The 21,670-nt window shown below is 39.1% G+C and carries 29 protein-coding genes and 1 pseudogene; 16 read left to right on the top strand and 14 right to left on the bottom strand.

Translation table 11 applies throughout. From position 1 onward, the window contains the following. Nucleotides 1-45 precede the first annotated feature (45 nt). Nucleotides 46-1,641, top strand: coding sequence for an acetolactate synthase large subunit (locus M3234_RS19280; RefSeq protein ID WP_262306280.1), 1,596 nt, complete (start codon nt 46-48; stop codon nt 1,639-1,641). Between the two features lie 71 nt (nt 1,642-1,712). On the opposite strand, the gene M3234_RS19275 is transcribed toward M3234_RS19280, so the two are convergent. From M3234_RS19275 to M3234_RS19250, 6 genes are all read right to left on the bottom strand, one after another. Next, nucleotides 1,713-2,489 carry an alpha/beta hydrolase gene (locus tag M3234_RS19275; protein WP_262306279.1) on the bottom strand — a complete coding sequence of 259 codons (777 nt, stop codon included), beginning with the start codon at nt 2,487-2,489 and terminating at the stop codon, nt 1,713-1,715. A 538-nt stretch (nt 2,490-3,027) separates the two neighbouring features. Further along, nucleotides 3,028-4,026, bottom strand: coding sequence for an NAD(P)-dependent alcohol dehydrogenase (locus M3234_RS19270; protein WP_262306278.1), 999 nt, complete (start codon nt 4,024-4,026; stop codon nt 3,028-3,030). Nucleotides 4,027-4,052: 26 nt separating this feature from the next. Beyond that, nucleotides 4,053-4,637, bottom strand: coding sequence for a Crp/Fnr family transcriptional regulator (locus M3234_RS19265; protein ID WP_262306277.1), 585 nt, complete (start codon nt 4,635-4,637; stop codon nt 4,053-4,055). Nucleotides 4,638-4,716: 79 nt separating this feature from the next. Continuing rightward, the gene (locus tag M3234_RS19260) at nt 4,717-4,953 is read right to left on the bottom strand and encodes a hypothetical protein (RefSeq protein ID WP_262306276.1); all 237 of its coding nucleotides are present in this window, start codon (nt 4,951-4,953) and stop codon (nt 4,717-4,719) included. Between the two features lie 130 nt (nt 4,954-5,083). Further along, entirely contained in the window at nt 5,084-5,281 is a 198-nt protein-coding gene (locus tag M3234_RS19255) for a sporulation protein Cse60 (protein WP_262306275.1), read from the bottom strand. Between the two features lie 160 nt (nt 5,282-5,441). Continuing rightward, nucleotides 5,442-6,314, bottom strand: a complete 873-nt coding sequence (locus M3234_RS19250) for a YitT family protein (RefSeq protein WP_262306274.1) — start codon at nt 6,312-6,314, stop codon at nt 5,442-5,444. A 206-nt stretch (nt 6,315-6,520) separates the two neighbouring features. On the opposite strand from M3234_RS19250, the gene M3234_RS19245 reads away from it, so the two are divergent. The 4 genes from M3234_RS19245 (at nt 6,521) to M3234_RS19230 (ending at nt 9,390) form a co-directional block, all read left to right on the top strand. Next, nucleotides 6,521-7,066 carry an HD domain-containing protein gene (locus tag M3234_RS19245; protein WP_262306273.1) on the top strand — a complete coding sequence of 182 codons (546 nt, stop codon included), beginning with the start codon at nt 6,521-6,523 and terminating at the stop codon, nt 7,064-7,066. A gap of 89 nt (nt 7,067-7,155) precedes the next feature. Next, a complete protein-coding gene (locus M3234_RS19240) occupies nt 7,156-7,299 on the top strand; it encodes a hypothetical protein (RefSeq protein ID WP_262306272.1) in 144 nt (47 codons plus the stop codon). Between the two features lie 603 nt (nt 7,300-7,902). Next, a complete protein-coding gene (locus tag M3234_RS19235; RefSeq protein WP_262306271.1) occupies nt 7,903-8,262 on the top strand; it encodes a hypothetical protein in 360 nt (119 codons plus the stop codon). A 240-nt stretch (nt 8,263-8,502) separates the two neighbouring features. After that, nucleotides 8,503-9,390 carry an alpha/beta fold hydrolase gene (locus M3234_RS19230; protein ID WP_262306270.1) on the top strand — a complete coding sequence of 296 codons (888 nt, stop codon included), beginning with the start codon at nt 8,503-8,505 and terminating at the stop codon, nt 9,388-9,390. A gap of 88 nt (nt 9,391-9,478) precedes the next feature. Here M3234_RS19230 and M3234_RS19225 read toward each other — a convergent pair whose 3' ends face one another. The 3 genes from M3234_RS19225 to M3234_RS19215 form a co-directional block, all read right to left on the bottom strand. Continuing rightward, entirely contained in the window at nt 9,479-9,856 is a 378-nt protein-coding gene (locus M3234_RS19225; protein ID WP_262306269.1) for an SET domain-containing protein, read from the bottom strand. A 149-nt stretch (nt 9,857-10,005) separates the two neighbouring features. Continuing rightward, on the bottom strand, nt 10,006-10,575 hold the full coding sequence (locus M3234_RS19220) for a DUF4256 domain-containing protein (RefSeq protein ID WP_262306268.1): 570 nt from the start codon (nt 10,573-10,575) through the stop codon (nt 10,006-10,008). 25 nt (nt 10,576-10,600) lie between these two features. Further along, nucleotides 10,601-11,269 (bottom strand): hypothetical protein, encoded by a 669-nt coding sequence (locus tag M3234_RS19215; protein WP_262306267.1) that lies wholly within the window; start codon nt 11,267-11,269, stop codon nt 10,601-10,603. Between the two features lie 286 nt (nt 11,270-11,555). Between M3234_RS19215 and M3234_RS19210 the strand changes: the two genes are divergently transcribed. The 3 genes from M3234_RS19210 (at nt 11,556) to M3234_RS19200 (ending at nt 13,656) form a co-directional block, all read left to right on the top strand. After that, on the top strand, nt 11,556-11,732 hold the full coding sequence (locus tag M3234_RS19210; protein ID WP_262306266.1) for a hypothetical protein: 177 nt from the start codon (nt 11,556-11,558) through the stop codon (nt 11,730-11,732). Between the two features lie 242 nt (nt 11,733-11,974). Further along, nucleotides 11,975-13,126 carry an MGDG synthase family glycosyltransferase gene (locus tag M3234_RS19205; protein WP_262306265.1) on the top strand — a complete coding sequence of 384 codons (1,152 nt, stop codon included), beginning with the start codon at nt 11,975-11,977 and terminating at the stop codon, nt 13,124-13,126. After that, nucleotides 13,123-13,656 carry a phosphatase PAP2 family protein gene (locus M3234_RS19200; RefSeq protein ID WP_262306264.1) on the top strand — a complete coding sequence of 178 codons (534 nt, stop codon included), beginning with the start codon at nt 13,123-13,125 and terminating at the stop codon, nt 13,654-13,656. Before M3234_RS19205 ends, M3234_RS19200 begins: the two co-directional genes overlap by 4 nt. Nucleotides 13,657-13,734: 78 nt before the next feature. Here M3234_RS19200 and M3234_RS19195 read toward each other — a convergent pair whose 3' ends face one another. After that, nucleotides 13,735-14,754, bottom strand: coding sequence for a DMT family transporter (locus M3234_RS19195; protein ID WP_396953969.1), 1,020 nt, complete (start codon nt 14,752-14,754; stop codon nt 13,735-13,737). Between the two features lie 88 nt (nt 14,755-14,842). On the opposite strand from M3234_RS19195, the gene M3234_RS19190 reads away from it, so the two are divergent. Continuing rightward, a complete protein-coding gene (locus M3234_RS19190) occupies nt 14,843-15,733 on the top strand; it encodes a LysR family transcriptional regulator (RefSeq protein WP_262306262.1) in 891 nt (296 codons plus the stop codon). 88 nt (nt 15,734-15,821) lie between these two features. Here the strand turns inward: M3234_RS19190 and M3234_RS19185 are convergent, their stop codons facing one another. Both M3234_RS19185 and M3234_RS19180 read right to left on the bottom strand, forming a co-directional pair. Next, on the bottom strand, nt 15,822-16,352 hold the full coding sequence (locus M3234_RS19185; protein WP_262306261.1) for a DUF2812 domain-containing protein: 531 nt from the start codon (nt 16,350-16,352) through the stop codon (nt 15,822-15,824). Beyond that, nucleotides 16,352-16,690, bottom strand: a complete 339-nt coding sequence (locus tag M3234_RS19180; RefSeq protein WP_262306260.1) for a PadR family transcriptional regulator — start codon at nt 16,688-16,690, stop codon at nt 16,352-16,354. The genes M3234_RS19185 and M3234_RS19180 overlap by 1 nt, the downstream gene beginning before the upstream one ends. 218 nt (nt 16,691-16,908) lie before the next feature. Here M3234_RS19180 and M3234_RS19175 point away from each other — a divergent pair, with 218 nt between their 5' ends. Beyond that, nucleotides 16,909-17,799, top strand: coding sequence for a CPBP family intramembrane glutamic endopeptidase (locus M3234_RS19175; RefSeq protein WP_262306259.1), 891 nt, complete (start codon nt 16,909-16,911; stop codon nt 17,797-17,799). A gap of 268 nt (nt 17,800-18,067) precedes the next feature. Here M3234_RS19175 and M3234_RS19170 read toward each other — a convergent pair whose 3' ends face one another. Beyond that, nucleotides 18,068-18,343 carry a hypothetical protein gene (locus tag M3234_RS19170; protein ID WP_262306258.1) on the bottom strand — a complete coding sequence of 92 codons (276 nt, stop codon included), beginning with the start codon at nt 18,341-18,343 and terminating at the stop codon, nt 18,068-18,070. Between the two features lie 386 nt (nt 18,344-18,729). On the opposite strand from M3234_RS19170, the pseudogene M3234_RS19165 reads away from it, so the two are divergent. From M3234_RS19165 to M3234_RS19150, 6 genes and pseudogenes are all read left to right on the top strand, one after another. Further along, nucleotides 18,730-18,912 (top strand): annotated as a pseudogene (locus tag M3234_RS19165) (isochorismatase family protein); the annotation flags it as partial. Nucleotides 18,913-19,044: 132 nt separating this feature from the next. Next, nucleotides 19,045-19,224 (top strand): hypothetical protein, encoded by a 180-nt coding sequence (locus M3234_RS19160; protein ID WP_262306257.1) that lies wholly within the window; start codon nt 19,045-19,047, stop codon nt 19,222-19,224. After that, nucleotides 19,160-19,366 (top strand): recombinase family protein, encoded by a 207-nt coding sequence (locus M3234_RS29740; protein ID WP_396953968.1) that lies wholly within the window; start codon nt 19,160-19,162, stop codon nt 19,364-19,366. Before M3234_RS19160 ends, M3234_RS29740 begins: the two co-directional genes overlap by 65 nt. Continuing rightward, the gene (locus M3234_RS19155; RefSeq protein WP_262306256.1) at nt 19,353-19,520 is read left to right on the top strand and encodes a recombinase family protein; all 168 of its coding nucleotides are present in this window, start codon (nt 19,353-19,355) and stop codon (nt 19,518-19,520) included. Before M3234_RS29740 ends, M3234_RS19155 begins: the two co-directional genes overlap by 14 nt. 19 nt (nt 19,521-19,539) lie before the next feature. Continuing rightward, nucleotides 19,540-19,800: a recombinase family protein gene (locus M3234_RS29735; protein ID WP_396953971.1), complete on the top strand. Its 261-nt coding sequence runs from the start codon at nt 19,540-19,542 to the stop codon at nt 19,798-19,800. Between the two features lie 238 nt (nt 19,801-20,038). Further along, nucleotides 20,039-20,398: a hypothetical protein gene (locus M3234_RS19150; RefSeq protein ID WP_262306255.1), complete on the top strand. Its 360-nt coding sequence runs from the start codon at nt 20,039-20,041 to the stop codon at nt 20,396-20,398. Nucleotides 20,399-20,413: 15 nt separating this feature from the next. Here M3234_RS19150 and M3234_RS19145 read toward each other — a convergent pair whose 3' ends face one another. After that, the gene (locus M3234_RS19145) at nt 20,414-21,151 is read right to left on the bottom strand and encodes an AbiV family abortive infection protein (RefSeq protein ID WP_262306254.1); all 738 of its coding nucleotides are present in this window, start codon (nt 21,149-21,151) and stop codon (nt 20,414-20,416) included. Nucleotides 21,152-21,670: the final 519 nt, after the last annotated feature.

The raw sequence follows: 21,670 nt of genomic DNA, 5'->3' as shown, positions 1-21,670 counted from the left end.
ATTCTGGGTAGACTTTGGATAAATCACGTTGTTTAAGGAGGAATTATGAAAGTATCTGATATCATCATCAGCTGTTTAGAAACCGAAATGGTGGAATATATTTTTGGGATTGTTGGCAAGGAGACGATTGATCTCGCTGATTCTTTATCCAAATCTACCCAAATTCAATTTGTGAATGTACGGCATGAGCAAGGGGCGGCTTTCATGGCGGATGTGTACGGAAGATTATCAGGCAAAGCGGGTGTTTGCTTTTCCACTTTAGGCCCCGGGGCTACCAACCTTTTGACAGGCATCGCCAGCGCCCAGCTTGATCATTCCCCTCTGGTTGCACTCATTGGCCAGGCGGGTGTGGCCCGGAATCATCCAGAATCACATCAATATCTGGACATCGTTACCCTAACGGAACCAGTGACAAAATGGAGCAATCAGATCATGGAGTCACAAACTGTTCCTGCTACCATTCGGAAAGCGTTTCGACTGGCGACGATGGAAAAACCAGGTGCGGTGGCGGTTGTTCTGCCGGAGAATTTTTTAACGCAACAGATTTCTGCCAAACCGCTACCAGTTCAGCCTTTGCCCGAAACAGTCCCTGCAGTGGAAACGATTGAGGCGGCCCGTACCCTCATCCAAAACAGCAGGAAACCATTTTTTCTGGTCGGAAATGGTGTGATAAGACAGGATGCAACCCAGGAGCTGCAAGCCTTGATTAACACATTGCAAGCGCCTGTTACGCACAGTTTTATGTCAAAAGGGATACTGCCAAAAGAACACCCTTGCAATTATTTTACTTTTGGATTCGCTGAAAAGGACGAGGTGATTGCAGGAATCAGGGAAAGTGATTTGATCATATGCATTGGCTTGGATTTGGTGGAAACTCCTACGAAAAATTGGAACGAAAGTAAGATTCCCGTTTTGCATATTGACACGTTACCTGCGGAAGTCAATGAATATTACCCGGTCGAAATCGAATGTGTCGGGAATATCAAGAAGACACTCCAGTCCCTTAATCAACTTGTGCTCCCACCAAAATCCTGGGTCCCTGCCGGTAATCTCAAGGAAAAAATTATGACTGCCCATCAAATTAACGATGGTCAGTTCAAACCAAGTGGCACCCCATTGACCATCGAGCAAATTCTGCATTGTATTGAAGCCGTGGCAGCTGAGAATACAATTGTGATTTCAGATGTCGGCGCTCATAAGGTTTCGATTGCCCGGACCTATCAGCCAAAACAACCAAATAGAGTCATCATTTCAAACGGGCTGGCTTCGATGGGAATTGCCCTTCCAGGTTCGATTGGCGCCAAACTGGCTTGTCCTAATGATCCGGTTATCTGTATTACTGGTGATGGCGGCGCCGTCATGAATATTGCGGAGCTTGAGACAGCCAATAGGCACGGGCTTTCTTTTATGATCATTGTCTTGAATGATTCGATGTTAAAGCTTGAGGTTCAGCAAATGAACAAACGGTTTGGAGATAACTTCGGTGTCACTTACCAAAACCCTGATTTTGTCAAACTGGCTGAAAGCTTTGGCATTAAGGGAAAAAAGGTTATGACCATAGAGGAATTTGGAGTCGTACTTAAAGAGAATCTCCAGCGCCAGGAAGAGATTGTCTTGGTTGAAGTGGTTATGCCGAATTGACAATCGGTTTTCGGCTGGAAAATGGGGGGGCCCTTTTTATGCCCCCCTATTGTTAAAGCATAATTCTCGAATCATGAAAAAACCATTTGCTGAGTAGTGGATTTTGCGCTGACTCCCTGTATAAAGGCATGTGTTTTTTTAATGATTTCATCCTTGTCATGATCCATCGAAGCAACATGGTAAGAATGATAAAGTGTCACTGCCTCTTTCTGAATCGAGCCTACATGGTCGAGGATATAATCGGTGTTTTCCGGCGGTACGACATGGTCGACTATTGATTTAAAGCAAAGGATAGGCTGGTTGATGGTTGGAATGATGTCAGGTGTTTTTTTCATAAGCGCTTGGATTTCATGAATCGCTCGTAACGGGACCATGTCATACGTTATTTCCTGAACACCTTTCAGCCGAATATCTGGTGGACCTTCAGGGAGAAATCTGGGACTTGTTTTTCCGACTAAATATTCATAATCCGGTATACTTAACGCCGCATTAATCGTGATGACGCCATTGATATTTGGATATTTATTCGCCAGCCAAAGCGATAAGGCCCCGCCCATCGATTGGCCCATGACAAAAATCGTTGAACACCGCTCATTAAGGTACTTATACCCGGCTTCAAGGTCAGAGATCCAGTCACCGTGAGTCGCATTCTCCAAATCATGAGGGTAAGTCCCATGGCCTGTTAACAGCGGGGCAAAAACGGTATACCCTAATTGCGATAACTTTACCCCCAAGTGCCTTACACTCTGTGGAGTTCCCATAAATCCATGGGATAGTAAGATGCCGACTTTGCTGCCTTCTATAAAAAACGATTCTGCTCCATCCAATACTCGATATGATTCTTTCATTAACCGTTTCCTCCCTTCATTTTCCCGATAATTTGGCACATATTATATTTGTCGCTGTTTCATTTTTATTAAATAGATTATAATTCATATTATTCCTACCCGTCAACTAGGTTTTTTAAAATGATACTCCCCCGTTCGAAAACTGCTGGTGATTGATGCTTGAACTCATTATTATTTAACCTTAACGCTCTAAACGACCGTCGCCCTGATTTACTCGCTGGCCGCGGTCGTTTAGAGCCCTTCTATTCGACCGTCCCCACGATTTTCACACCTTCTCGGTCGTTTAGAGCCCTTCTATTCGACCGTCTTCTTGATTTTTTCACCGGCTCGGTCGTTTAGAACCCTTCTATTCGACCGTTCCCCTAATTTTTCAACCGGCTTGGTCGCTTAGAGCCTTTCTATTCGACCGTCCCACTGATTTTTCCATCGGCTTGGTCGCTTAGAGCCTTTCTATTCGACCTTCCCCTTGATTTTTACACGTGCTCGGTCGTTTACAACCCATCTATTCGACCCTCCACCTGATTTTCTCCCCCTTGTATCACCGTGTGGTGGTTCCCCCCTCGCTCTCAATGCACCTTATTACCACATTCCCCTTCTTGTGTCCTTCTTCAACATATCGATGAGCCTCCACGATTTCATCCCATCCATAATATCTATCAACGGCCACTTTTAACTCCCCCGCCTCAACCAGTTCTTTAAGAAAAACGAGAGCACCTGAAGTTTCAGGTACATTTTGGCCTAAGATCAGCTTCATGCCTCTGGTTATTTTTGCCCTTATCATCTCAATGCCTGGGAGCAGTACTGTGAGATTAATATATGTACCGCCTTTTTTTAATGATTTCATGCAGGCTGAAAGTGAACTCTTGCCTACTGTATCAAAGATGACATCATAGTTCTCGCCGGTACCGGAAAAATCCTCTATCGTGTAATCAATGACATTGTCGGCACCTAATCGTTTTACCCAATCAAGGTTGGAGGTACTGCATACCGCTGTTACGCTTGCCCCGAAATACTTGGCGATTTGGACGGCAAAGCTTCCGACACTACCTGAAGCACCATAGATTAGTACCTTTTGCCCGCTCCCAACGTTGGCTTTTTTAAGGAAATGCAAGGCAGTACGTGCCCCAATGGGTATGGCAGCAGCTTCCTCAAAGGTGATATTGGCTGGCTTTAGCGCCACAGGTCCATCCTCTGGGAGGCATTTATATTCGGCATAAGCGCCAAATCCCTGCAAGGAGGCAGCAAAAACCTGGTCACCTTGCTTGTACTTGCTCACATTACTCCCTACGGATTCCACTTCTCCAGCTAATTCCATTCCCAATATCTCCTTTTTCGGCTGCCTCAGACCCAGTGCGATCCTAGCAGGGAGCCAAAAAGCGGGAGGAACCGAAAAAGCTCGTGCCCGTATATCTGCAACCGTTACAGTGGTTGCTTTTATTTTTACCAGGATTTCATTTTCTCTAGGAACCGGCTTTTCTACCTCTTTTTGAAAAAGAACTTCAGGGGGACCATACTTTTTGTACACAATCGCTTTCATTTACCCGCCTCCTCGCACACTAAATATCATACGTCTTTATTTAATCGCTTTTTGATTCGGCTCAGCGACTCTGGGGTCATGCCAAGATAACTGGCCAATTGATGCTGGGGAACACGGATTAATAGTTGAGGACGCTTGTTGACGATTGATTTGTACCGTCCTTCGGGAGTCGACTTGATGAACTCGGCGAATTCATCTTGTACCTCGCGAAGGCTAATCTCCATCATTTTGCGCGTCATGGTTTCCAATTGCGAGTATTTGTCATACATCACCTGCTCAGAATCGAAGTCGCCAATTACCAACATCGAATCTTCTAAACACGTATAAGAGTACTTCGAAGGCTCTGCCTGCATTTGGTCAGTGACTATCGGAATCGCTTGCTCTTCGGTAAAAAAATTTGCAGTAACCTCTTTGCCAGATTCATCTACAAAAAACTGGCGAACACACCCTTTTAAAACGAAATAACATTTAACAACGCGCAGATCTCCTTGTGCAAGAAGGATTGTTCCTTTTTTAAATTCTTTGATCTTAATCGCCTCGGAGATCTTCCGTTTTTCTGCCTCGTTTAGGGTGGTAAATTCATTCATGTATTTTAACAGAATTTCCTTCATGTTATGGTCCCTCGCAGAATTTTTACCTTTATTTTACCATTTTCACCCAAGTAACTAAATCAGATTTAACCAGAAAGGTTTACCTTTTGGGTACCAGTCGATTTTCTATTTCTGTTATTCTATCGGTTATGTCTTCCTCTCCGTTTATAATTACTTTTTCAATAATCGTTGTACGATACCCGGTTTCCCGTTTTATTTCTTGTATGTATTGGTACGCCGCCCTTGGAATATCGCTTTTGCTCCTTGCTTTAAACGGTCCACTTGAGACCATACCCGTTCCATCAATACTTAGATGAACCTCTAGGATAAATTTCACATCTTTCACCTCACTTCTATTATAGAACATATGTTTGTTTTTTAGGTAAAAAAATAACCGCCTATTGACGGTACTTTCATTTTTATAAAAAAAGGCTGCAAGAAATCTCTTTCCTTGCTTTTAAAGAAGTTTATTTCTTGAAAATAACCAAGGCTGTGTATTTCGAATCTGGATGAACTCCATATTCAGTATGACTTCTAATATCAAGAGGAGTAGTATTGTATTTTATATCGATAAGATTATCGTCCGCTAAGGAGCTTAGAAATTCATTTACTTTACGAATTAATTCTTCGAATTCTATACTTTGAAAACCTTTCACCTCGTACATATGCACAAAACACCTCCGAATTTGATGTCTTGTTAATGGTACCATAAATTTCAAACTTAATCAAAATTAACCATTTTAACATCCATAACCATTAGTTGTCAACGATTATAGACAAAGTTTTCACCATTCTTATGATAAGTACGAGGATTACTTGCTTTATCTAATGAATATTCCGCTTTCTGAAGTTTCCGCCCTTCACTTCTGCTACATCATAAACCGTAACAAAGGCTTCTTCGTCAATTTCTTGGATGATTTCCTTTATTTTGCTATCTTCTAAGCGATTAATGACACAAGTGATTTCCTTAAATTTCTCCTTGGTATACCCGCCATAAACCTCATTGTAGGTTGCACTTCGCCCTAGACTTTCCCGTATCGCATCTACCATTAATACAGGTTCTGTTGTAATAATCTTGAAGGTTTTGGATCCACTTAACCCTTCCTCTACGATGTGGATGACCTTTGAAGCAATATAGTAGGCGATTCCAGAAAGAAAAGCCCCTTGAAGGCCAAAAACAAATGAAACAAAAATAAACACAAACAAGTTTAAGAACAGAATAAGATCACTTGTCCCAAACGGCAATTTTCGCGAAAGCAGGACGGCCAGCATATCAATTCCATCCAATGCACCGCCATTACGCAACGCTACCCCCATCCCCAAACCGAGGATCATCCCGCCAACAACAGTAATCAACAAGGTGTCTCCTTCAATAATCGTCGGAATGTGGTGCATGAGGCTTGTCCCAATAGCCAGTGAAGCGATTCCGATAGCGGAATAAATGGCAAAACTCGCTCCAATTTGTTGGTACCCCAACCAAATGAAAGGAATGTTAATAACCACAATTAGCAATCCCAATGGCAAGCCAAATAATTTGGAACCAACAATGCTTAGTCCGGTTACCCCTCCATCAGATACGTGGTTCGGGATTAGTACACTTTCAAGTCCATACGCTGCGATAAATCCCCCGATGATAATGACCAAAGCCCGAAGGATCATGATTAGTACTTTTCTCTTTTGGTTTTTAATTTTACCCATTTTAAGCCTACTTTCATGTTATGCTAATTTAAGTTTATCCAAAATTCCCCAAGGTATTTATGATTTGTATCATCTATTCAGCTATGTAACTTGACCTATACTTGGAAAAAATTCTCTAAATCCGCTTTAACCATCACGTTTTTTTAGAAAATCCACTATAAATGTTTTATAATACAACTTAATCATTTTTATGAGGGTGATATTAAATGCGTGAGGTAACGTTAAGTCAAATATTCAATCATCATATCGCTCAAAAATATTTAAGCCGCTCAGGAATTGTCCATGCCATTGCATGTGCCTACCATGCGTTTAAATTAGCTAAAATATATGATGTTTCTGTCGACCTAGCCACGAAAGCCGCCTTGTTGCACGATATGGGCCATTATACGTGGTACCGAAATGGAAAATGGGATTATGAATTATATAGAAAGAATGATATTCATGCCATAAAAGGCGCGGAACGGGCACATAAATTATTGATTCGATTGGGTGAGAATCCCATTATTGCTAAAGAAATCGCACTGGCTATTTTATTTCACACAGATTCTTATATGCCCGAAGCCTTTAGCAAACGAACTCCGCTCCAGGAAATTGTTAAATTGGCCGATGAGATGGATGAAGAACAAGGCGGCATGCACCATTATAAGAAAATGGATAAAGAGAAATCGAAAAAAATGATTGAACGGCTGGACCAAATGGTGAATGAGGAATTGAAAAAACATGCTATACCGGATGGCTTTGATCCTGCATAGAAGAACGGGCCTTAAATAATAAGGGCAAATTAATTTTATTTAAAATGGGTTATATTACTGTTAAAAGGTTTTAGATCGGAGGGAACATCTTGGGGATTGAGATTCAACAAATGAGGTATTGTGAAAACTGTAAAAAAGAAACGGTCCATCACGTATATGAGGATGCGCTTGAACTGGAATATCGCTGTACAAATTGCAATGATACATCACAGATGGTGAAATCATTTTTTTGATTCCGGCCCCTAGAAGATTCGAAGTATTTAAGCCAATGGATGATCCGGGTTGTGAAGTCGCTTAAGTTCCTTCATAACCTGGTTAAGTTAATCGCTATTTTACCTGCAGCATTTCTCTGTTACTACTATCTATTCAACTCAAAAACCGAAAAGGAAAAAACAGCCACGCATCATCGACGTAAAGCACCACTATCGCTCCAATAAAGATTCCTAGTATCATAAAAACCGCAGCTTGTATTTTGTTCCTTATAAGATGTAACGAATAACCGATCGCTAACATTAAAGGTATAAATACCAGTCCAACTGTAATCTGTCCAATACTGAAAGCGGCGATGAAGCTGAAAATATAGGCGGACAAGGAAGCAATCCAATAGAGCTTATGATTTCCTTTTACAGCTAATCCAATCGAGACAACCGTTACAATCAACGCAACAAACAAAATAAATGTAAAAATCGATAACCCCTCCTTACGTTACCTTATTTTACCACGAAACCATAAAAAAAAAATACCACTGTAAACTTTCTAGGAATATGTCCACACCTCTAATGAAAAATATCATATTTTATATATAGGTAAAAACGGCATGAAAGGGAGAATAGACTATGGAGCTTCACAACGACCAAAAGCAGACAAAGGGCAATGTGGACCCATTTACACGAATAATGTTTGGGGAAAATCGAAGAGGTTATCGAGAGGAGGAAAGTCCTATAGAATCAAACCACGACCAACCAGAACGTTCCGATGCTCCCCAATGGGATCCATGGCTGTTTGGCAACAGACCCAATCATTCACAGGACCAAATACACAACCCCAACAACAACCCAATCGAAAACTATCTTAATCAAATCGATCTAGGATTATTGATGGATACTGTTGACGAGGCGATTAAAACCTATAAACTATATCAACCCCTATTCAAGGAAGTGACTCCATTTTTTAAAAAGTTCATAAAAAAGAGTTAAAAATACTTAAGGCCCCTATATTCAATCCATTCGTGGATATAGGGACCTTTACATATAAAATCCTTCCGAATGCGATTGTAATGCTTAAACCCACTTTACATACCAAAAAATATTCAGCCCTAAGTGATCCTCAAAAATACCTACTTTTCTTTTAAAAGTATGAATTACTCGTTGCCATATATAATATAATAGTTTTAATGAAAATAAACAATATTCAGAATTTACTAAAGGAGGAATCACATGCTGAAATCATTTACCGAGTATCAAGACATCAATTGGACTTGTAAAAGAGTTAAACTATCCACCAGTGTAACCTATGCTTATACCGAATGCGGTCCTGTTGATGGCACCCCAATTCTTTTTCTTCACGGTGCAACAGACAGCCGTGTATCCTGGTCACAGGTCGCGCCACTGATGGCTGAGAAGGGATACCATTGCTTCGTACCGGAATACCGTGGACATGGTTTGTCTGATAAACCGAAGACGGACGAGAAGGGCTATACGGTTGAGCTCCATACTCAAGATGTCATTGCCTTTATGGATGTTGTAGGATTGCAGCGTGCCCATGTCGTCGGACACTCGCTCGGGTCTTTGATTTCGCAAAAACTAAATGTACATATTCCTGAAAGAGTGCTTTCATCGTCTCTCATCGCCACCAGCCCTGCTGTAAATGTTGATAATGAAGTTTTAGCTTGGATTTTATATGGCGACGGTACCGAGGATGGATATCCGGGACTGAATAACATTCCGGATCACACTTCCTTGCCGGAATCCTTCATTCAAGAATGGGCAGGCACTACAAATGATGACTCCAGTTTTAGAGAAGCCACGTTAGCCCATGCTTCCCAGATGCCTACTCATTGCTGGAAGAGTACATTCAACGGAGCCGGCCATTTTGATAACACCGATGGAATAAAGGAAATGACTGGACGGGTTCTAGTCTTGTGGGGTACGGAGGATGTCCTATTCCCAAAACCAGTGCAAGATCAATTAAGGTCCCTGCTGGCAGAATCATCTGCAAAGGTTACCTATGTGGATTTTGAAGGAGGCTCTCATAACCTCCATTGGGATAGTATGGCCACCGCAACAAAGGTATCGAAAACGATAGATTCTTTTATCAACAAATAATATTTCAAAAAATAGGGTCAGATCCCCAGTGCGTGAAATGTTGGTGCACTGAGGGACTGACCCTTGAATTCCTTAATTTGAACGAAAACTAGTCTTTATCAAACCACAATGGATCCATGTTATCAATATCGCCATTATAATTGATGAGAATCTCTTCTCCTGCTTTTATATCCTTGTAGGCATAAAATTCAAATGTGTGGTTATCAAAATTAATCTCATAAAAGGCATTCGGTTCATAAGAATGGTTAAATAACATTCCATAACCAAGAAGGATAGCAGTATGATTAATCCCATACTCAAAAGCATAATCGGCCAGTAAGGTTTTCTCTATGTGTTCATGCTGTTCGTTTGGGTAAGCAATGACAGGTGCTTCATGTAAAAGCTCCCCTTTTTTGATATCACGTGTAGCAAATACGCCTCTATTAAATTCTCCATCACTTAGTGAAGATGTTTTTACCTCAATCATGTTGTTTTGTTCTCCTACTCACTTTGATAATATTCCTTCTAACTGTACCATTAATTTGAACATAAAGCTCCATTTTTATTAACGCTCCCAGGTCCGATGGCTCGGTTTTTCAAGATGGGGCACAGGCGGTCCACTGTCTGTGAGAAAATTTAGACCCTAAACGAGCCACGGAACCCTCTGGCGGCATAGTAGGATTCTGCCCCATTATGGTACACAAAGACTGTGTCATAGCGACGGTCACAAAAGATGGCTCCGCCTAGTTTCCTAATCGCAGCAGGTGTTTGCACCCAGCTCGACGTTTTCAAATCGAACTTCCCAAGCTTCTGCAGCTCCCGGTATTGTTCTTCCGTTAACAGCTCAATGCCCATGTCAGCAGCCATATTCATCGCGCTATTTTCTGGTTTATGCTGCTTCCTTGATTCCAGCGCTGCATGGTCATAACAAACACTTCTGCGGCCTTTGGGACTTTCCGGTGCACAATCATAAACAAGGTATTCGTCGGTTTTTTCATCATAACCGACAACATCCGGTTCTCCGCCAGTCCGTTCCATTTCATGCAGTGACCACAGATTATCAGGATTAGCCTCTAGCTTTTCCTGCACTTTAGCCCATTCAAGGCCCTCATGGCGGTTCATGTTTTTTTCAAACCGGGCTTTCAATGTTCCGAGCAATTCTTCACGTTGTTCTTGTGATAATTCCTTTTTATTTCCGTTTGTCATATTTATTTCCTCCATATGATTTTAATCATGATTTCCTGTCTATTTTTAACTGGTTTACTAAAGAAGAAATTAATGTATCCAAAGGATTAATGATTCGCTTAGCTGTCATCTGCTCCACTTCCTGCGCTGCCGCAACCATCGATAATTGAGCAACGGAGATTATTTTATCTTCTTTGATCATTTTTTGCAGAAACTTGGAAATTTGTTGATTATATTCTTGTTTTTGACCTTTCATGAACAACTCAAACGTATTATATATGACCATGACCTCTACATTTAAAGATTTTTGCTGTAGCTCCGCATATTGATGGAGACGCTCCATCGTCCCTGCAACCGTCGCGGGATTTGAAAATAGTATAATCTGTGGATCGCTTCTATTACAAATAGTTTCAAAGTAAGGCTCATCAATTTTTATGATTGGCACTGGAATGGAGAGTTCGTCTACCCGTAAAAGTGCAATGTAGTTCGTGCACGTGATCAAAATTCCGTCCACATTACATTGGGCCATCCACTCTATTTGTTCTTTCACTTTATTTTGGGCATCCTCCGTATTGAACCTCTCATCATGTGTAACCCGATACATTAAGCCGGGGTCAACAAAATGGATGAATTCAATGTCATAAGGGGCAAGTGCGCTTTCGATATAATCAATATTTGAATAATGGGCGTGTAAGCATGCTACTCTTTTTCGCAATTAAAATTCACCTCTCGAATATATCTAATTATTCTATCAGTTCAATTATGGTAATGTCTATGAAATGAGGAAGAAAAACAAGTTGCCTGTCAAAAAAATAAAATCCCCGTGTCCAGTGAAAGAAGTCATCATTTTCGTTAATTATTTTTAAATATTAAATGGCGATTATTAAAGGGTTTTATGAATTCGGTTAAGTTATGTTAAGAATTGGAAAATGGACTTCTATTTCACTCAAAAGCTTGTAAGATAAAACTGTAAAACAATATGCAACATGCAGGGAGGAATAATGATGAAAAGTTTTAAAAAATGGTTATTTGCTTTGATGTCTGCATTAATGTTATTGGGAGCTGCCACAGCCTGCTCAGATTCTAGTACAGATTCTGATGATCCAAACGTTGAAGAAACGGATGCTAACCCTCAGGAAGATGGTACTGAAAATGAAGACAGCAACTCTGAACAATAAACAGGATAAATCCAAAAATCGGAACAAGACGGCAGCAGCCGTCTTGTTTATTTGTTTAATCCTCATCAAATAAGCCATCTTCACCAAGCTATGCCAGTCCCTATTTTCCTATTACAATATCTATATATACTTTTTACACTGGATTAATAAAAAATCAATCAATTCCCAATATAATAAAAATAAGAAATGGCTTTATCGACATAAATGGTTTTTGACAATAAGTTAATACGAGGGGTGGTACGATGGAAAAGAAGCTATTGATTATTTCATCTGACATTACTGGGCATGGCCATAGAAGCATTACAGAATCCCTGTGCGAAAAAGTTAAAAGCCATTACCGGGTGAAAATTCATGTTGTCGATGGATTTTCGCTGGGCACGCCATTACTGTCAACCATCGGGAAAGCCTATGGTCCCATCACCAGAAATTCTGAGACACTATGGAAACTGATCTGGAAGCTATCTGCTTCAACCCCTCATTTAGTCGACACAATTATTGAAACACTAATTAAAGATGAATTTCTAACCTTACTCGACGAAGTGAAGCCGGATGTCATTTTATCTGTTCACCCTAATTTTAATGGCTCTATCCTGAATATTTTAGAAAAGCAGCAATTAAACATCCCTTTCATTACCCTAATCGCTGACCTTGTGAACATTTCTCCTCTTTGGGCGGATAGACGGGCAAATTACATTATTAGCCCCACATTAGAAGCCCAAAACAAGTGTGCCCAATTTGGGATTCCGGCCAAGAAGATAAAGATGACAGGATTCCCCGTTCGGTCCCGATTTCTTCGCAAGGACGGTCAGCAACGCCCCCGTTATAAAAAGGAGAAACCGTTAACCTGTTTAATTATGAGCGGCGGTGAGGGTGTAGGAAATATGGAGAAAATCGCCAGAAGCCTGCTCAACCATTTTGATTGCACCGTGAAAATAGTCGCGGGCAGAAATAAAAAACTTAAAACCAAGCTGGAAAAATCATTGAATTCCCAATATGGCGACAGGGTCGAGATTTATGGGTTCACCAAAAATGTACAGGATTTGATGCATACAGCTGATATCGCGTTTACCAGAGGGAGCCCTAATGTCATGTTTGAAGCGATCGCCGCCAACACGCCCCTGATCATCACCGGAGCATTGCCGGGACAAGAGAAGGATAATCCAGCCTTCGCTGAAATTCTAAATTTAGGGGTTGTGTGCAAAAACCCCAAGGAAGTTCCCCTTACTGTAGCCAAGTTGTTGGAAAATGATGGAGAAAAGCTAAATAAGATAATCAGATCTCAACGGCAATTTTTACGGGCCAATGCAGCTGAAGAGATCCTGCAGTTCATCCTGAAGGTCGGAGATTTTCATCTTGAAGAAACTATATTACCTTATACGGGGAGCAGATTATGAGCAAATTAATACATGTCCTTTATGGGTTTGATTGTCGCGTCTTTCAGAATATTAACCGGCATTTTCATCGCTATCTTTTGAATCTATTTTTTCGAACGGTTACGCATTTGGGAGGGGCGAGTTTTACCATTCTCTCCACCATTCTGCTTTATCTCCTAGCCTGGTCCAAGGAAACGCGGCTTCTTGCCATTGCCGGTGCTCTTGCTTTGGCATCGAGCCATATTCCCGTCCAGATAACAAAAATACTTTTTCCTAGAAAAAGACCTTATTTGACGATTGAAGAAACCAATATACTAGAAAATCCATTACAAGACCACTCCTTTCCTTCGGGACATACGACGGCTATCTTTGCCGTGATGACTCCCTATATTTTGGCCGTCCCTTCGATTTCCCTTGTTTTGATTCTCATGGGAATCTGTGTCGGGGTATCAAGAATTTATTTAGGCTTGCACTATCCCTCCGATGTGGTCGCCGGAGCGATACTTGGAATATCCGCTGGCGGCTTATCCTACTTATTGCTATGTATATAACAGAAAAGCGTCAAGTGTCTTCCTATTTTTTCAGGAAAGTACTTGGCACTTTTCATATTTATATTGAAAAATTCATTTTTATATATTTTCAAGCAAATCTTCCTGAACATGATTCTTTGATTCTCTCTTTTGTAACATTCTTAAGAAAATATTATTAGACAAAAGGGAAACAATTATGAAGAAAGTACCAACAAGATCGAATGTGGTGACCTGCCCGCCTTGAAAAGTCGAAATAACGAGAGTTGTAACAGGAACAAAGTTAATGAACAACAGTGCATTTAATGGCGATAATAAATTGACACCGATGTTCCAACCGAGCAACGCAATAACACCAGGAAAAATGATCATAAATAATAAATGCGGGATTATAACTATGATGTTTTTTTCCGATGGGACGGATATAAATCCAAGCAGTGTTGCCCCTGCCACAACGACAATGGCTGTAACCGTTCCAAATAAACAGCTCAACGTTGAATACCTTAACGCAGACCAACCGGCAAACTTACTGCCACCCATCGTGTAAATGACCCACCCAATCACAGCAATTAATAGAAGCAATGTAGGAATAAAATGATCCGTCGCACCCAGAAATGCTTTAATATTACCTTTTGTTATCACTAGAACGGCACCGATAAATGACACGAATACACATATCAATGTGAATATTGGAGGACGGTTTTTATAAGTCATCCATACAATCACAATGGAAATCATCGGCATTAATGACTCCATTATTGATGCCTCCATCACGCCTGATTCTCCTAATAAATTTTCTCCCCAGAAGATTAGCAGATTATAGACGGTAAATGCCATCGTACCGAAAAACCATAAGTGAAGGCCTTTACCTTCAAATCGAAAAGCCTTTTTTCCTTCTTTCCATAATAAAATCAAGACTAAAATAATCGTTACAGAACCATAACGAATGATTGTAAAATAAAAGGGATCAATATATCTGAAAGCTGCATGTGCTACAGGAAACATTGCTCCCCATGAAACAGCTGCAATAAAACATAAAATAGCCCCTAATAATACTTTATTTCTCAAACTTCTCTGCCTCCTTCTCCCCGCTGCATATACATAATCGAACATTTTTGACATCTTGTAAAACGAATAATAATGATGTTTTATATCATTATTAGTGATATCATAAAATGTATAGAAAAAATGGGGCGTGGAGGAATAAAAAGTGGAATTTAAAGACTTAGAGATTTTTCAGATGGTGGCAGAAAAAGGAACGATTACAGGAGCAGCAAAAGAGTTTAGTTATGTGCAATCGAATATTACATCGAGAATTCATAAGCTCGAAACTGAACTGAATGCCCCTTTGTTTAATCGACATCGTCGAGGTATGAGTTTGACACCTGAAGGAAAAAGACTATTAACTTATAGTAAAAAGATATTATTGTTAACAGACGAAATGAAAAAAGCCGTTCAAAGTAACGATGAACCGTCTGGTAAATTAGAAATTGGCACAGTTGAAACCGTCATTCATTTACCAGAAATATTATCTAACTATATAAAGAAATATAAAAATGTCGATTTATCTGTATTTACTGGTGTCACAGAAACATTAGAGGAAGAAGTATTAAATCATAAGTTGGACGGAGCATTCGTTACAGAATCAGCCTTCCATCCCGATCTTGTTTCACATGAAGTATTTCAAGAGGAACTTGTTCTAATTTCAGATAGGCACTCCCCCACACTTGAAGAGTTGAAAGAGGAACCATTCCTATGCTTTAGCAAAGGCTGTGGATACCGAGCACGTTTAGAAGCTTGGTATAAAGACCAAAACATCACACCACAAAAAGTAATGGAATTCGGTACCTTAGAAACGATCTTGCGAAGTGTCGTCGCGGGGCTTGGCGTTACTTTCGTACCAAAATCAGCAGTTACCCAATTGGAAAAAAGTGGACTCATTCAATGTCATATACTTCCAGAACAATATAGTAAGATAAAAACCGTTTTTATAAGAAGGGCTGATCATTACTTAACACCAACAATTGAAAAATTTGTGGAAACAATCGAATCAAATAAATCAGCTACAATCGAACCCATTGATTATCAGTCATGTATGTAACAAGCACAGGAGCATAATTTCCTTCAAAAAAAGTACAAGAAAGTGCCAAGTACCTTCCTATTTTGAGGTACCTGGCACTTTTATGTTGTTATTCCTTTCGCAATTTCAATAGTTTATATTGATAAGAAAGGTAGGGTAAGCCCGGAAAGACTAGGATGACAAGGGATATCAACCCCATTACTTGAAAAAGGATTTTTGGGACCATTCCCCAGTTAGTTAAGAAACTAAGCAGCCAAAATACAACAGTGGATATGAAGAATGGAAGAGCTGTTTTCCCCATTTGTTTCTTTTCACGTTCGTATTTTTCTACAATCGTTGGTTTGTCTGTATAAATTGGCTTGGTTCCTGTTGGGGCACTAAAAATATGAATTTCATTTCCTTCAGAACATACATGGGACCAACCCGCAGCTTCAAAAATGGCAAAATACTCTTCATCTGCATCCTTTTGATAATCTAGCGAATATTGAATATCCTGAGGTTCCCCTTTTCTTAGACTATAACCCAGGCCTGCAAATTTTTCTAAAATCCAACCCTCTTTAGCATATTTGCCAAGCTTCAGCATTTCTTTTTCCTCATAAAAAGCTAAACCGCCACTAGGTACATATTTCACTTTTTTCATCACAACTGCTCCCCCTTTCTATTAAATACTGCCTCGGCATGTATGACCATTTCCCGTCTTCGGTTTACTTCCTTTTTTAAAAGGTCAATGCCCTTTTCCGTTGCAATATAGGTTTTTCGTTTTGGGTCATGATCTTCAAATAGTTTAATTAATTCAGAAGCTAACAGTTTCTTTATGGTGGTATACATCGAGGCTGGCCCGATTGAAAATCGCTGGTCTGTCATTTCCTCAATGGTTTGCATAATGAGGTACCCATGCTTGGCTTCGACTAATGACAATAAGATATAGTAGGCCGTGTCCGTCAATTCCCCCATCTCTAGCGTGTCATTCCTAGCCATACTATCCCTCCTTTATGTATCATTTAATGATATATCATTAAATATAATATATCGTTTAATGATATAACAGTCAAGAGGATATCAATAAAAAAAGCTGCCTCAAAGGCGAGGCTACCAAAAGCCGCCTTTATGGCAGCACCTTTCATTGACTAATTTCCCCAATTATGAAATAATTTTCTTGTTTTTATAAACTACAAGAATGATGGTGATTAACCTAAATGGATTTTATTCATGTTAAAGAAGGCAAGAATAGCTGGAAGAGGTATTTATCGTCATTTATTGTGATCATTCTGTTTATCTTCGTCGCTGGCATTCCCTATGCCATCATTGGTGAGGTCTTGGTTGGAACGGATGGGGATCCTAATACCTATTATGACGCGGAGAAAATGGAATACATTGGTCTAGACCCATTACTCAATTTTGCTTTAATGAATTCGACCTTTATCATTTGGATTTTCGGTATTTTTGTTGCTGTTCGTTTCATCCATAAACGGAAATTTAAGACGTTAATCACGCCTAATAGAAACATAGACTGGAAGAAAGTCGGCTATGGATTTATCACCTTTTTCGTCATCCTTAGTGCCACTACAATTATTGACGCGATCCTAAATCCGGGGGATTATTCAATTAATGATATCGGTCTTTCTGATTTTTTGCTGTTATTTGTGTTAGTACTAGTTCTCACTCCAATCCAAACGACATGTGAAGAGGTTTTTTTCAGGGGCTATCTGATGCAGCTAATTGGAAAGTGGATTCGGAACCCTTTGGTTTTATCGCTTATTGCTGGAGGAATTTTCGGCTCGCTCCATTTTATCAATCCCGAAATGGGCTATTCACCTATCTTGGTTGGGCTGGATTACTTGTTAACAGGATTCATTTGGTCCTATGTCTCGGTGAAAACGAACAGTACTGAATTGTCAATTGGGGCACATGCTGCCAACAATATGCTCCTAGGCTGGTTCCTTACGATGGATGATTCGTCTTTTGGCAATATTCCATCCTTATTCGTTGTCAATAATATTGATCCCGCTATTTCACTTATGTGGTCCGCTATTGCGATGGGCATTTTCCTGTTCCTTTCTTTGAGAAAATACAAGGTTACCAATTAATAAATAGCTGGGCACCCTCCTGTTTGGTTGGGGGTGCCCTTTTGCGTTCATTAATTGAACGGATCCTGTTTTGAAATTTGTAAAGCCAATAAAATCCAAACTAATCCAAACGGGAAATAGATTGCCGCATGGATGATGTCCCAAAGGATACTACCAGACGAGAAACTATAAATCATTAAATCTCCAAAAAAGGTTAAAAAGGCAAGTAACCCTAATAAAATGCTAAACGGGCCGATACGACAGGAAAATCCTTTTTTATTAACCAAAGTTATATAACCATGGCAATCGTAAATAGTAACCACGATATGTTTTGCAGGATCCACCCTATAATCGATACTGGTGAATCCCATTCTGTATGTGGATCAACAACAATGTTTTGCAAAACGATTGAAACAAGTAGAGTTAGATAACTTAATTGGACTATCCTATAAGAAAATCGTCCCAGCTTACTTGTTTTCATCGCGTATTTATGAAAACTTACCAATGTTGTTCCTAAACAGGCATAAAGTAGGATGGTTAACGCTGTCAACTTGGTCGAAGCCAAAAATGCGCAACATCCTATTTTGGGGCGTGGTCCCATGTGAGTATACAAATGCTATCCCAAAAAGAATAAATAGGAGGCCTCCCATTATTCCGCATATCTTGAAAAATTTCGATTCCCAAGAACGAAATTTGCCCATGTTATAATTTCCTCTCTTATCAATTATTGTGATTGTGCCCCGCAAACTGCCTAATCGCATTTGTTATCCTGTTGATTCACCAATTTGGCAACCACGTTAATTACATATTCCTTAAATGTAAGTGAATTCCATTTTTAACCTACTTACGCTTAAACAAAAACCCCCTTGAGTTGGACTTTCAGTCCAACTCGAGGGGGTCACTTCACTTACGGTTATTTATGCCTATTTGGTTTAAAGTAAAAAAAGCCGAATCTCGGCTTTTTCTAAGTATCCCCAGGAAAGTATTATCATCAAACATACCCCTAACAGCTTTTTTAGGACTGAATTAGCAAGCAAACTAAGAGAAAACGGCGTCACGAAGCTAGTGATTGTCGGGATGATGACACATATGTGTATTGATGCCACAGTCAGAGCGGCAATGGAGCTGGGCTTTGAATCTACTGTCAGGAAAACACAGTTCAACCTCCAATAAATAAATAGCTCTGACCTGTCACAGATTGCAAAAGCTCTCTAATTTAGAAATAGAGGCAATAAATCATAGCTATGTTTAGGAGGAGAAATCAAAATGGTACAAGCAGCAACAAAATTAAAGGTAGCTCTTTATGTAAGGAAATCTAGAGAGGAAGATGGAGGAGCAGAGGAAACCTTACTAAATCAAAGGGAAACATTAATTATAATAGATGAACAAAAGGGATACAGCTTTGACATCTTCCAAGAGGTTGAGTCCTCAATCAACTTGGAATAGGCCTGAGTCAGCAAAAATGCTTGAGGGGATAATACAAGGTAAATACAGCAGAGTCCTTGTTACTCATCCTGACAGATTGAGCAGGGATGAAAGAGACTCAGCAGAATTAAAGGAAATATTTATAGAGCATGGCATTTATTGAAACTCCTGACAATACTATAGACCTTTCACATGAAAATCAGGAGTTAATGTTTGGATTTACATCTGTCCTTTCTGCTTATGAATTTAAAAGGATTAGACACAGATTAAATAAAGGTAAATATGATGCTGTTGCTATTAAAAATAGATGGATTTGATCAGTAACTCCTTTAGGTTATATCTGGGATAAGAAATACAAAAAAATTATATGTCATCCCTGAGGAGAAAAAGATAGTTAGAAAAATGGTTGAATTAGCTTTGTTAGGCTACTCCTCCAGACAGATAGCTGACAAAGTAAACCAGTTAGGATACAGGTCTAGAAAAGGTAATCCATTTAAGACAGACAGAGTTTTAGGTGTATTACAAAACAGAGTTTATTTAGGAGAATCAAGTTATAACTCTAAGAGGCTGAAAAAGACTGCTGTGGCAAAGGAATGACTATACAGTTAAATAATAAATCAGAAAAAACTGGGAGAAAGTACTCCTTTTATCAGATTAGACCATGTAGGCAACAGATTGATTTAGATACTAAATGCCATAATGGAGAAGTAGCAATTTATAAAATTGAAAGTGCAGTCCTAAAAGCTTTAAAGCTGTACGAACAAGAGCTAGAACAGACTTTAGTAAGTTTGTTAGCTGAGGATACATAAACATCGAAAACAGTTTAGCATCTACTTTGGAAAGTCTTGAGACTGACCTAGCTAAGCAGGAGAGAAAAGCCAAAAGGCTGTTAGACCTGTATCTAGATAAGGAGTTAGACAAAGACTCTTATCAACAAAAAATGAAGGCTTTAGAGGATACTATTTCAGCTCTTAAAAATGAAATAATCCTTATCCAAAGTAAATTGAATAGCTTAGATGCAACTGCCCAGGTAGACAAAGTAAAAGGGATAATTGAAATGATTGATACTTTTGAGGAAATGGAGCTAGAGGAGCAAAATGCTACATTAAAGCTCATCATTAAGGAAATTGTTTATACAAAGACTGCTGATACAAAAAATGAGCCTGTTCTGGATATTAAATGGAGAGAGCTGTAATAGCCTCTCCTTTTTTTATTTTTGTTTTTGTAATTGTTCTAGTTCATCAAGCGAATCTATAAATTTTTTATATTCAATTGAGTATTCCCACTCCTCATCTAATTCATTAAATCTAAATCCTTCTATATGCACTTTAGGTAATTCTATAAATTTTCTTTGTATTTGAGCTAATGTAATTACAAACTCACAAATATTTTTAGAAATTTTTTCATTGGGTTTATAAAAATTACCTTCATTAAAGTCTGCATATAAGCTGGCATTTTTATAACCATTTAACATACTTGCTACATCAGGAATTGTATCTAATTGTACTAGATTTTCAATCTCCATATAAAGTTCTTCAGCACTATCTGCCAATGACCAATTGTCCTCATTTATAAATTTAACTATTTCATCATAGCAGTTAATAATTAATTTAAAGCTGAATTTTTTATATCCATTTCTTTTCATAAATCTAAAAAGTATCAATAGAATGGTTGTATAACTTTGAGAAATTTTTGAATGATGGTTTCTTATATCCTTATTAAGTTTTTTCCAATCTATTTTTTTTCCAAAATAAACATCTATAGCAACAGAATTTAACATAGGTAATTTTCCAAATTCCTCAAAGGCAATATGAGCACAAAGGTAAGCTCTTGCAAATTTCTGATGATTATATAGAAGCTCTGCCTCCTCTAAAAGCTCACAAGCATTCTCATAGATTTTAAGAAAGATTTTTTCAATTTCCTCTACTTTTAAATGGTTAAAGCTCATTGCCATCTCTCCCAAAAAATTCAATTTTTACATATATTGTATCTCTGTACAGAAAGAAAAAAAAGGAAGAACCTTTATTAACTCCTCCTTTAACTTGCTGATTTATTTTGTTTTGCATTGTGCAGCTCAATCATTTTCTTATCCCACATTTTAACCTTTTAGCAGACTCTGTATCAAAATCATCCCATTCCAACTTTTCATAGGTACAAACCAATTCACCCAAGGACATCCCTCCAATATTCTCCATTACAAATATAATTCTACTAAAAAGCCTCAACTAATAAAATAAATAAAGCATTTATGTTCCTCCTAAACTACTATATGCTCAGGGGAAACAAAGCATTATTTGAACTTTGTTTTAACAGTAAAAAAGGATGGCTGTGACTGACTCCATTGGTTAATAAATTTGTTCAGCCTACTGCATATAGTATACAGCTTTTTGTATAGGTATTGATGCAGTAAGGATAGAGGCATGTAATTGAAGCATTAGCTACAATCTCAGTATTAGACTGTAGATAT

Source organism: Neobacillus niacini, assembly GCF_023715785.1.
Lineage (GTDB): Bacteria > Bacillota > Bacilli > Bacillales > Cytobacillaceae > Neobacillus > Neobacillus niacini_E.
Note: the sequence above shows the minus strand (reverse complement) of the source record. Positions and strands in the feature narration are given on the sequence as shown.

Excerpts from the sequence above, each read along its gene's own strand:
- M3234_RS19200 (WP_262306264.1), top strand. The coding sequence starts at position 13,123 with ATGAGCAAATTAATACATGTCCTTTATGGGTTTGATTGTCGCGTCTTT.
- M3234_RS19210 (WP_262306266.1), top strand. The coding sequence starts at position 11,556 with ATGATGAAAAGTTTTAAAAAATGGTTATTTGCTTTGATGTCTGCATTA.
- M3234_RS19160 (WP_262306257.1), top strand. The coding sequence starts at position 19,045 with ATGGTACAAGCAGCAACAAAATTAAAGGTAGCTCTTTATGTAAGGAAA.
- M3234_RS19220 (WP_262306268.1), bottom strand. The coding sequence starts at position 10,575 with ATGACAAACGGAAATAAAAAGGAATTATCACAAGAACAACGTGAAGAA.
- M3234_RS19145 (WP_262306254.1), bottom strand. The coding sequence starts at position 21,151 with ATGAGCTTTAACCATTTAAAAGTAGAGGAAATTGAAAAAATCTTTCTT.
- M3234_RS19235 (WP_262306271.1), top strand. The coding sequence starts at position 7,903 with ATGGAGCTTCACAACGACCAAAAGCAGACAAAGGGCAATGTGGACCCA.
- M3234_RS19205 (WP_262306265.1), top strand. The coding sequence starts at position 11,975 with ATGGAAAAGAAGCTATTGATTATTTCATCTGACATTACTGGGCATGGC.
- M3234_RS19265 (WP_262306277.1), bottom strand. The coding sequence starts at position 4,637 with ATGAAGGAAATTCTGTTAAAATACATGAATGAATTTACCACCCTAAAC.
- M3234_RS19185 (WP_262306261.1), bottom strand. The coding sequence starts at position 16,352 with ATGAAAAAAGTGAAATATGTACCTAGTGGCGGTTTAGCTTTTTATGAG.
- M3234_RS19255 (WP_262306275.1), bottom strand. The coding sequence starts at position 5,281 with ATGTACGAGGTGAAAGGTTTTCAAAGTATAGAATTCGAAGAATTAATT.
- M3234_RS19225 (WP_262306269.1), bottom strand. The coding sequence starts at position 9,856 with ATGATTGAGGTAAAAACATCTTCACTAAGTGATGGAGAATTTAATAGA.
- M3234_RS19155 (WP_262306256.1), top strand. The coding sequence starts at position 19,353 with ATGGCATTTATTGAAACTCCTGACAATACTATAGACCTTTCACATGAA.
- M3234_RS19180 (WP_262306260.1), bottom strand. The coding sequence starts at position 16,690 with ATGGCTAGGAATGACACGCTAGAGATGGGGGAATTGACGGACACGGCC.
- M3234_RS19250 (WP_262306274.1), bottom strand. The coding sequence starts at position 6,314 with ATGGGTAAAATTAAAAACCAAAAGAGAAAAGTACTAATCATGATCCTT.
- M3234_RS29740 (WP_396953968.1), top strand. The coding sequence starts at position 19,160 with ATGAACAAAAGGGATACAGCTTTGACATCTTCCAAGAGGTTGAGTCCT.
- M3234_RS19280 (WP_262306280.1), top strand. The coding sequence starts at position 46 with ATGAAAGTATCTGATATCATCATCAGCTGTTTAGAAACCGAAATGGTG.
- M3234_RS19270 (WP_262306278.1), bottom strand. The coding sequence starts at position 4,026 with ATGAAAGCGATTGTGTACAAAAAGTATGGTCCCCCTGAAGTTCTTTTT.
- M3234_RS19230 (WP_262306270.1), top strand. The coding sequence starts at position 8,503 with ATGCTGAAATCATTTACCGAGTATCAAGACATCAATTGGACTTGTAAA.
- M3234_RS19175 (WP_262306259.1), top strand. The coding sequence starts at position 16,909 with ATGGATTTTATTCATGTTAAAGAAGGCAAGAATAGCTGGAAGAGGTAT.
- M3234_RS19245 (WP_262306273.1), top strand. The coding sequence starts at position 6,521 with ATGCGTGAGGTAACGTTAAGTCAAATATTCAATCATCATATCGCTCAA.
- M3234_RS19275 (WP_262306279.1), bottom strand. The coding sequence starts at position 2,489 with ATGAAAGAATCATATCGAGTATTGGATGGAGCAGAATCGTTTTTTATA.
- M3234_RS19195 (WP_396953969.1), bottom strand. The coding sequence starts at position 14,754 with ATGTCAAAAATGTTCGATTATGTATATGCAGCGGGGAGAAGGAGGCAG.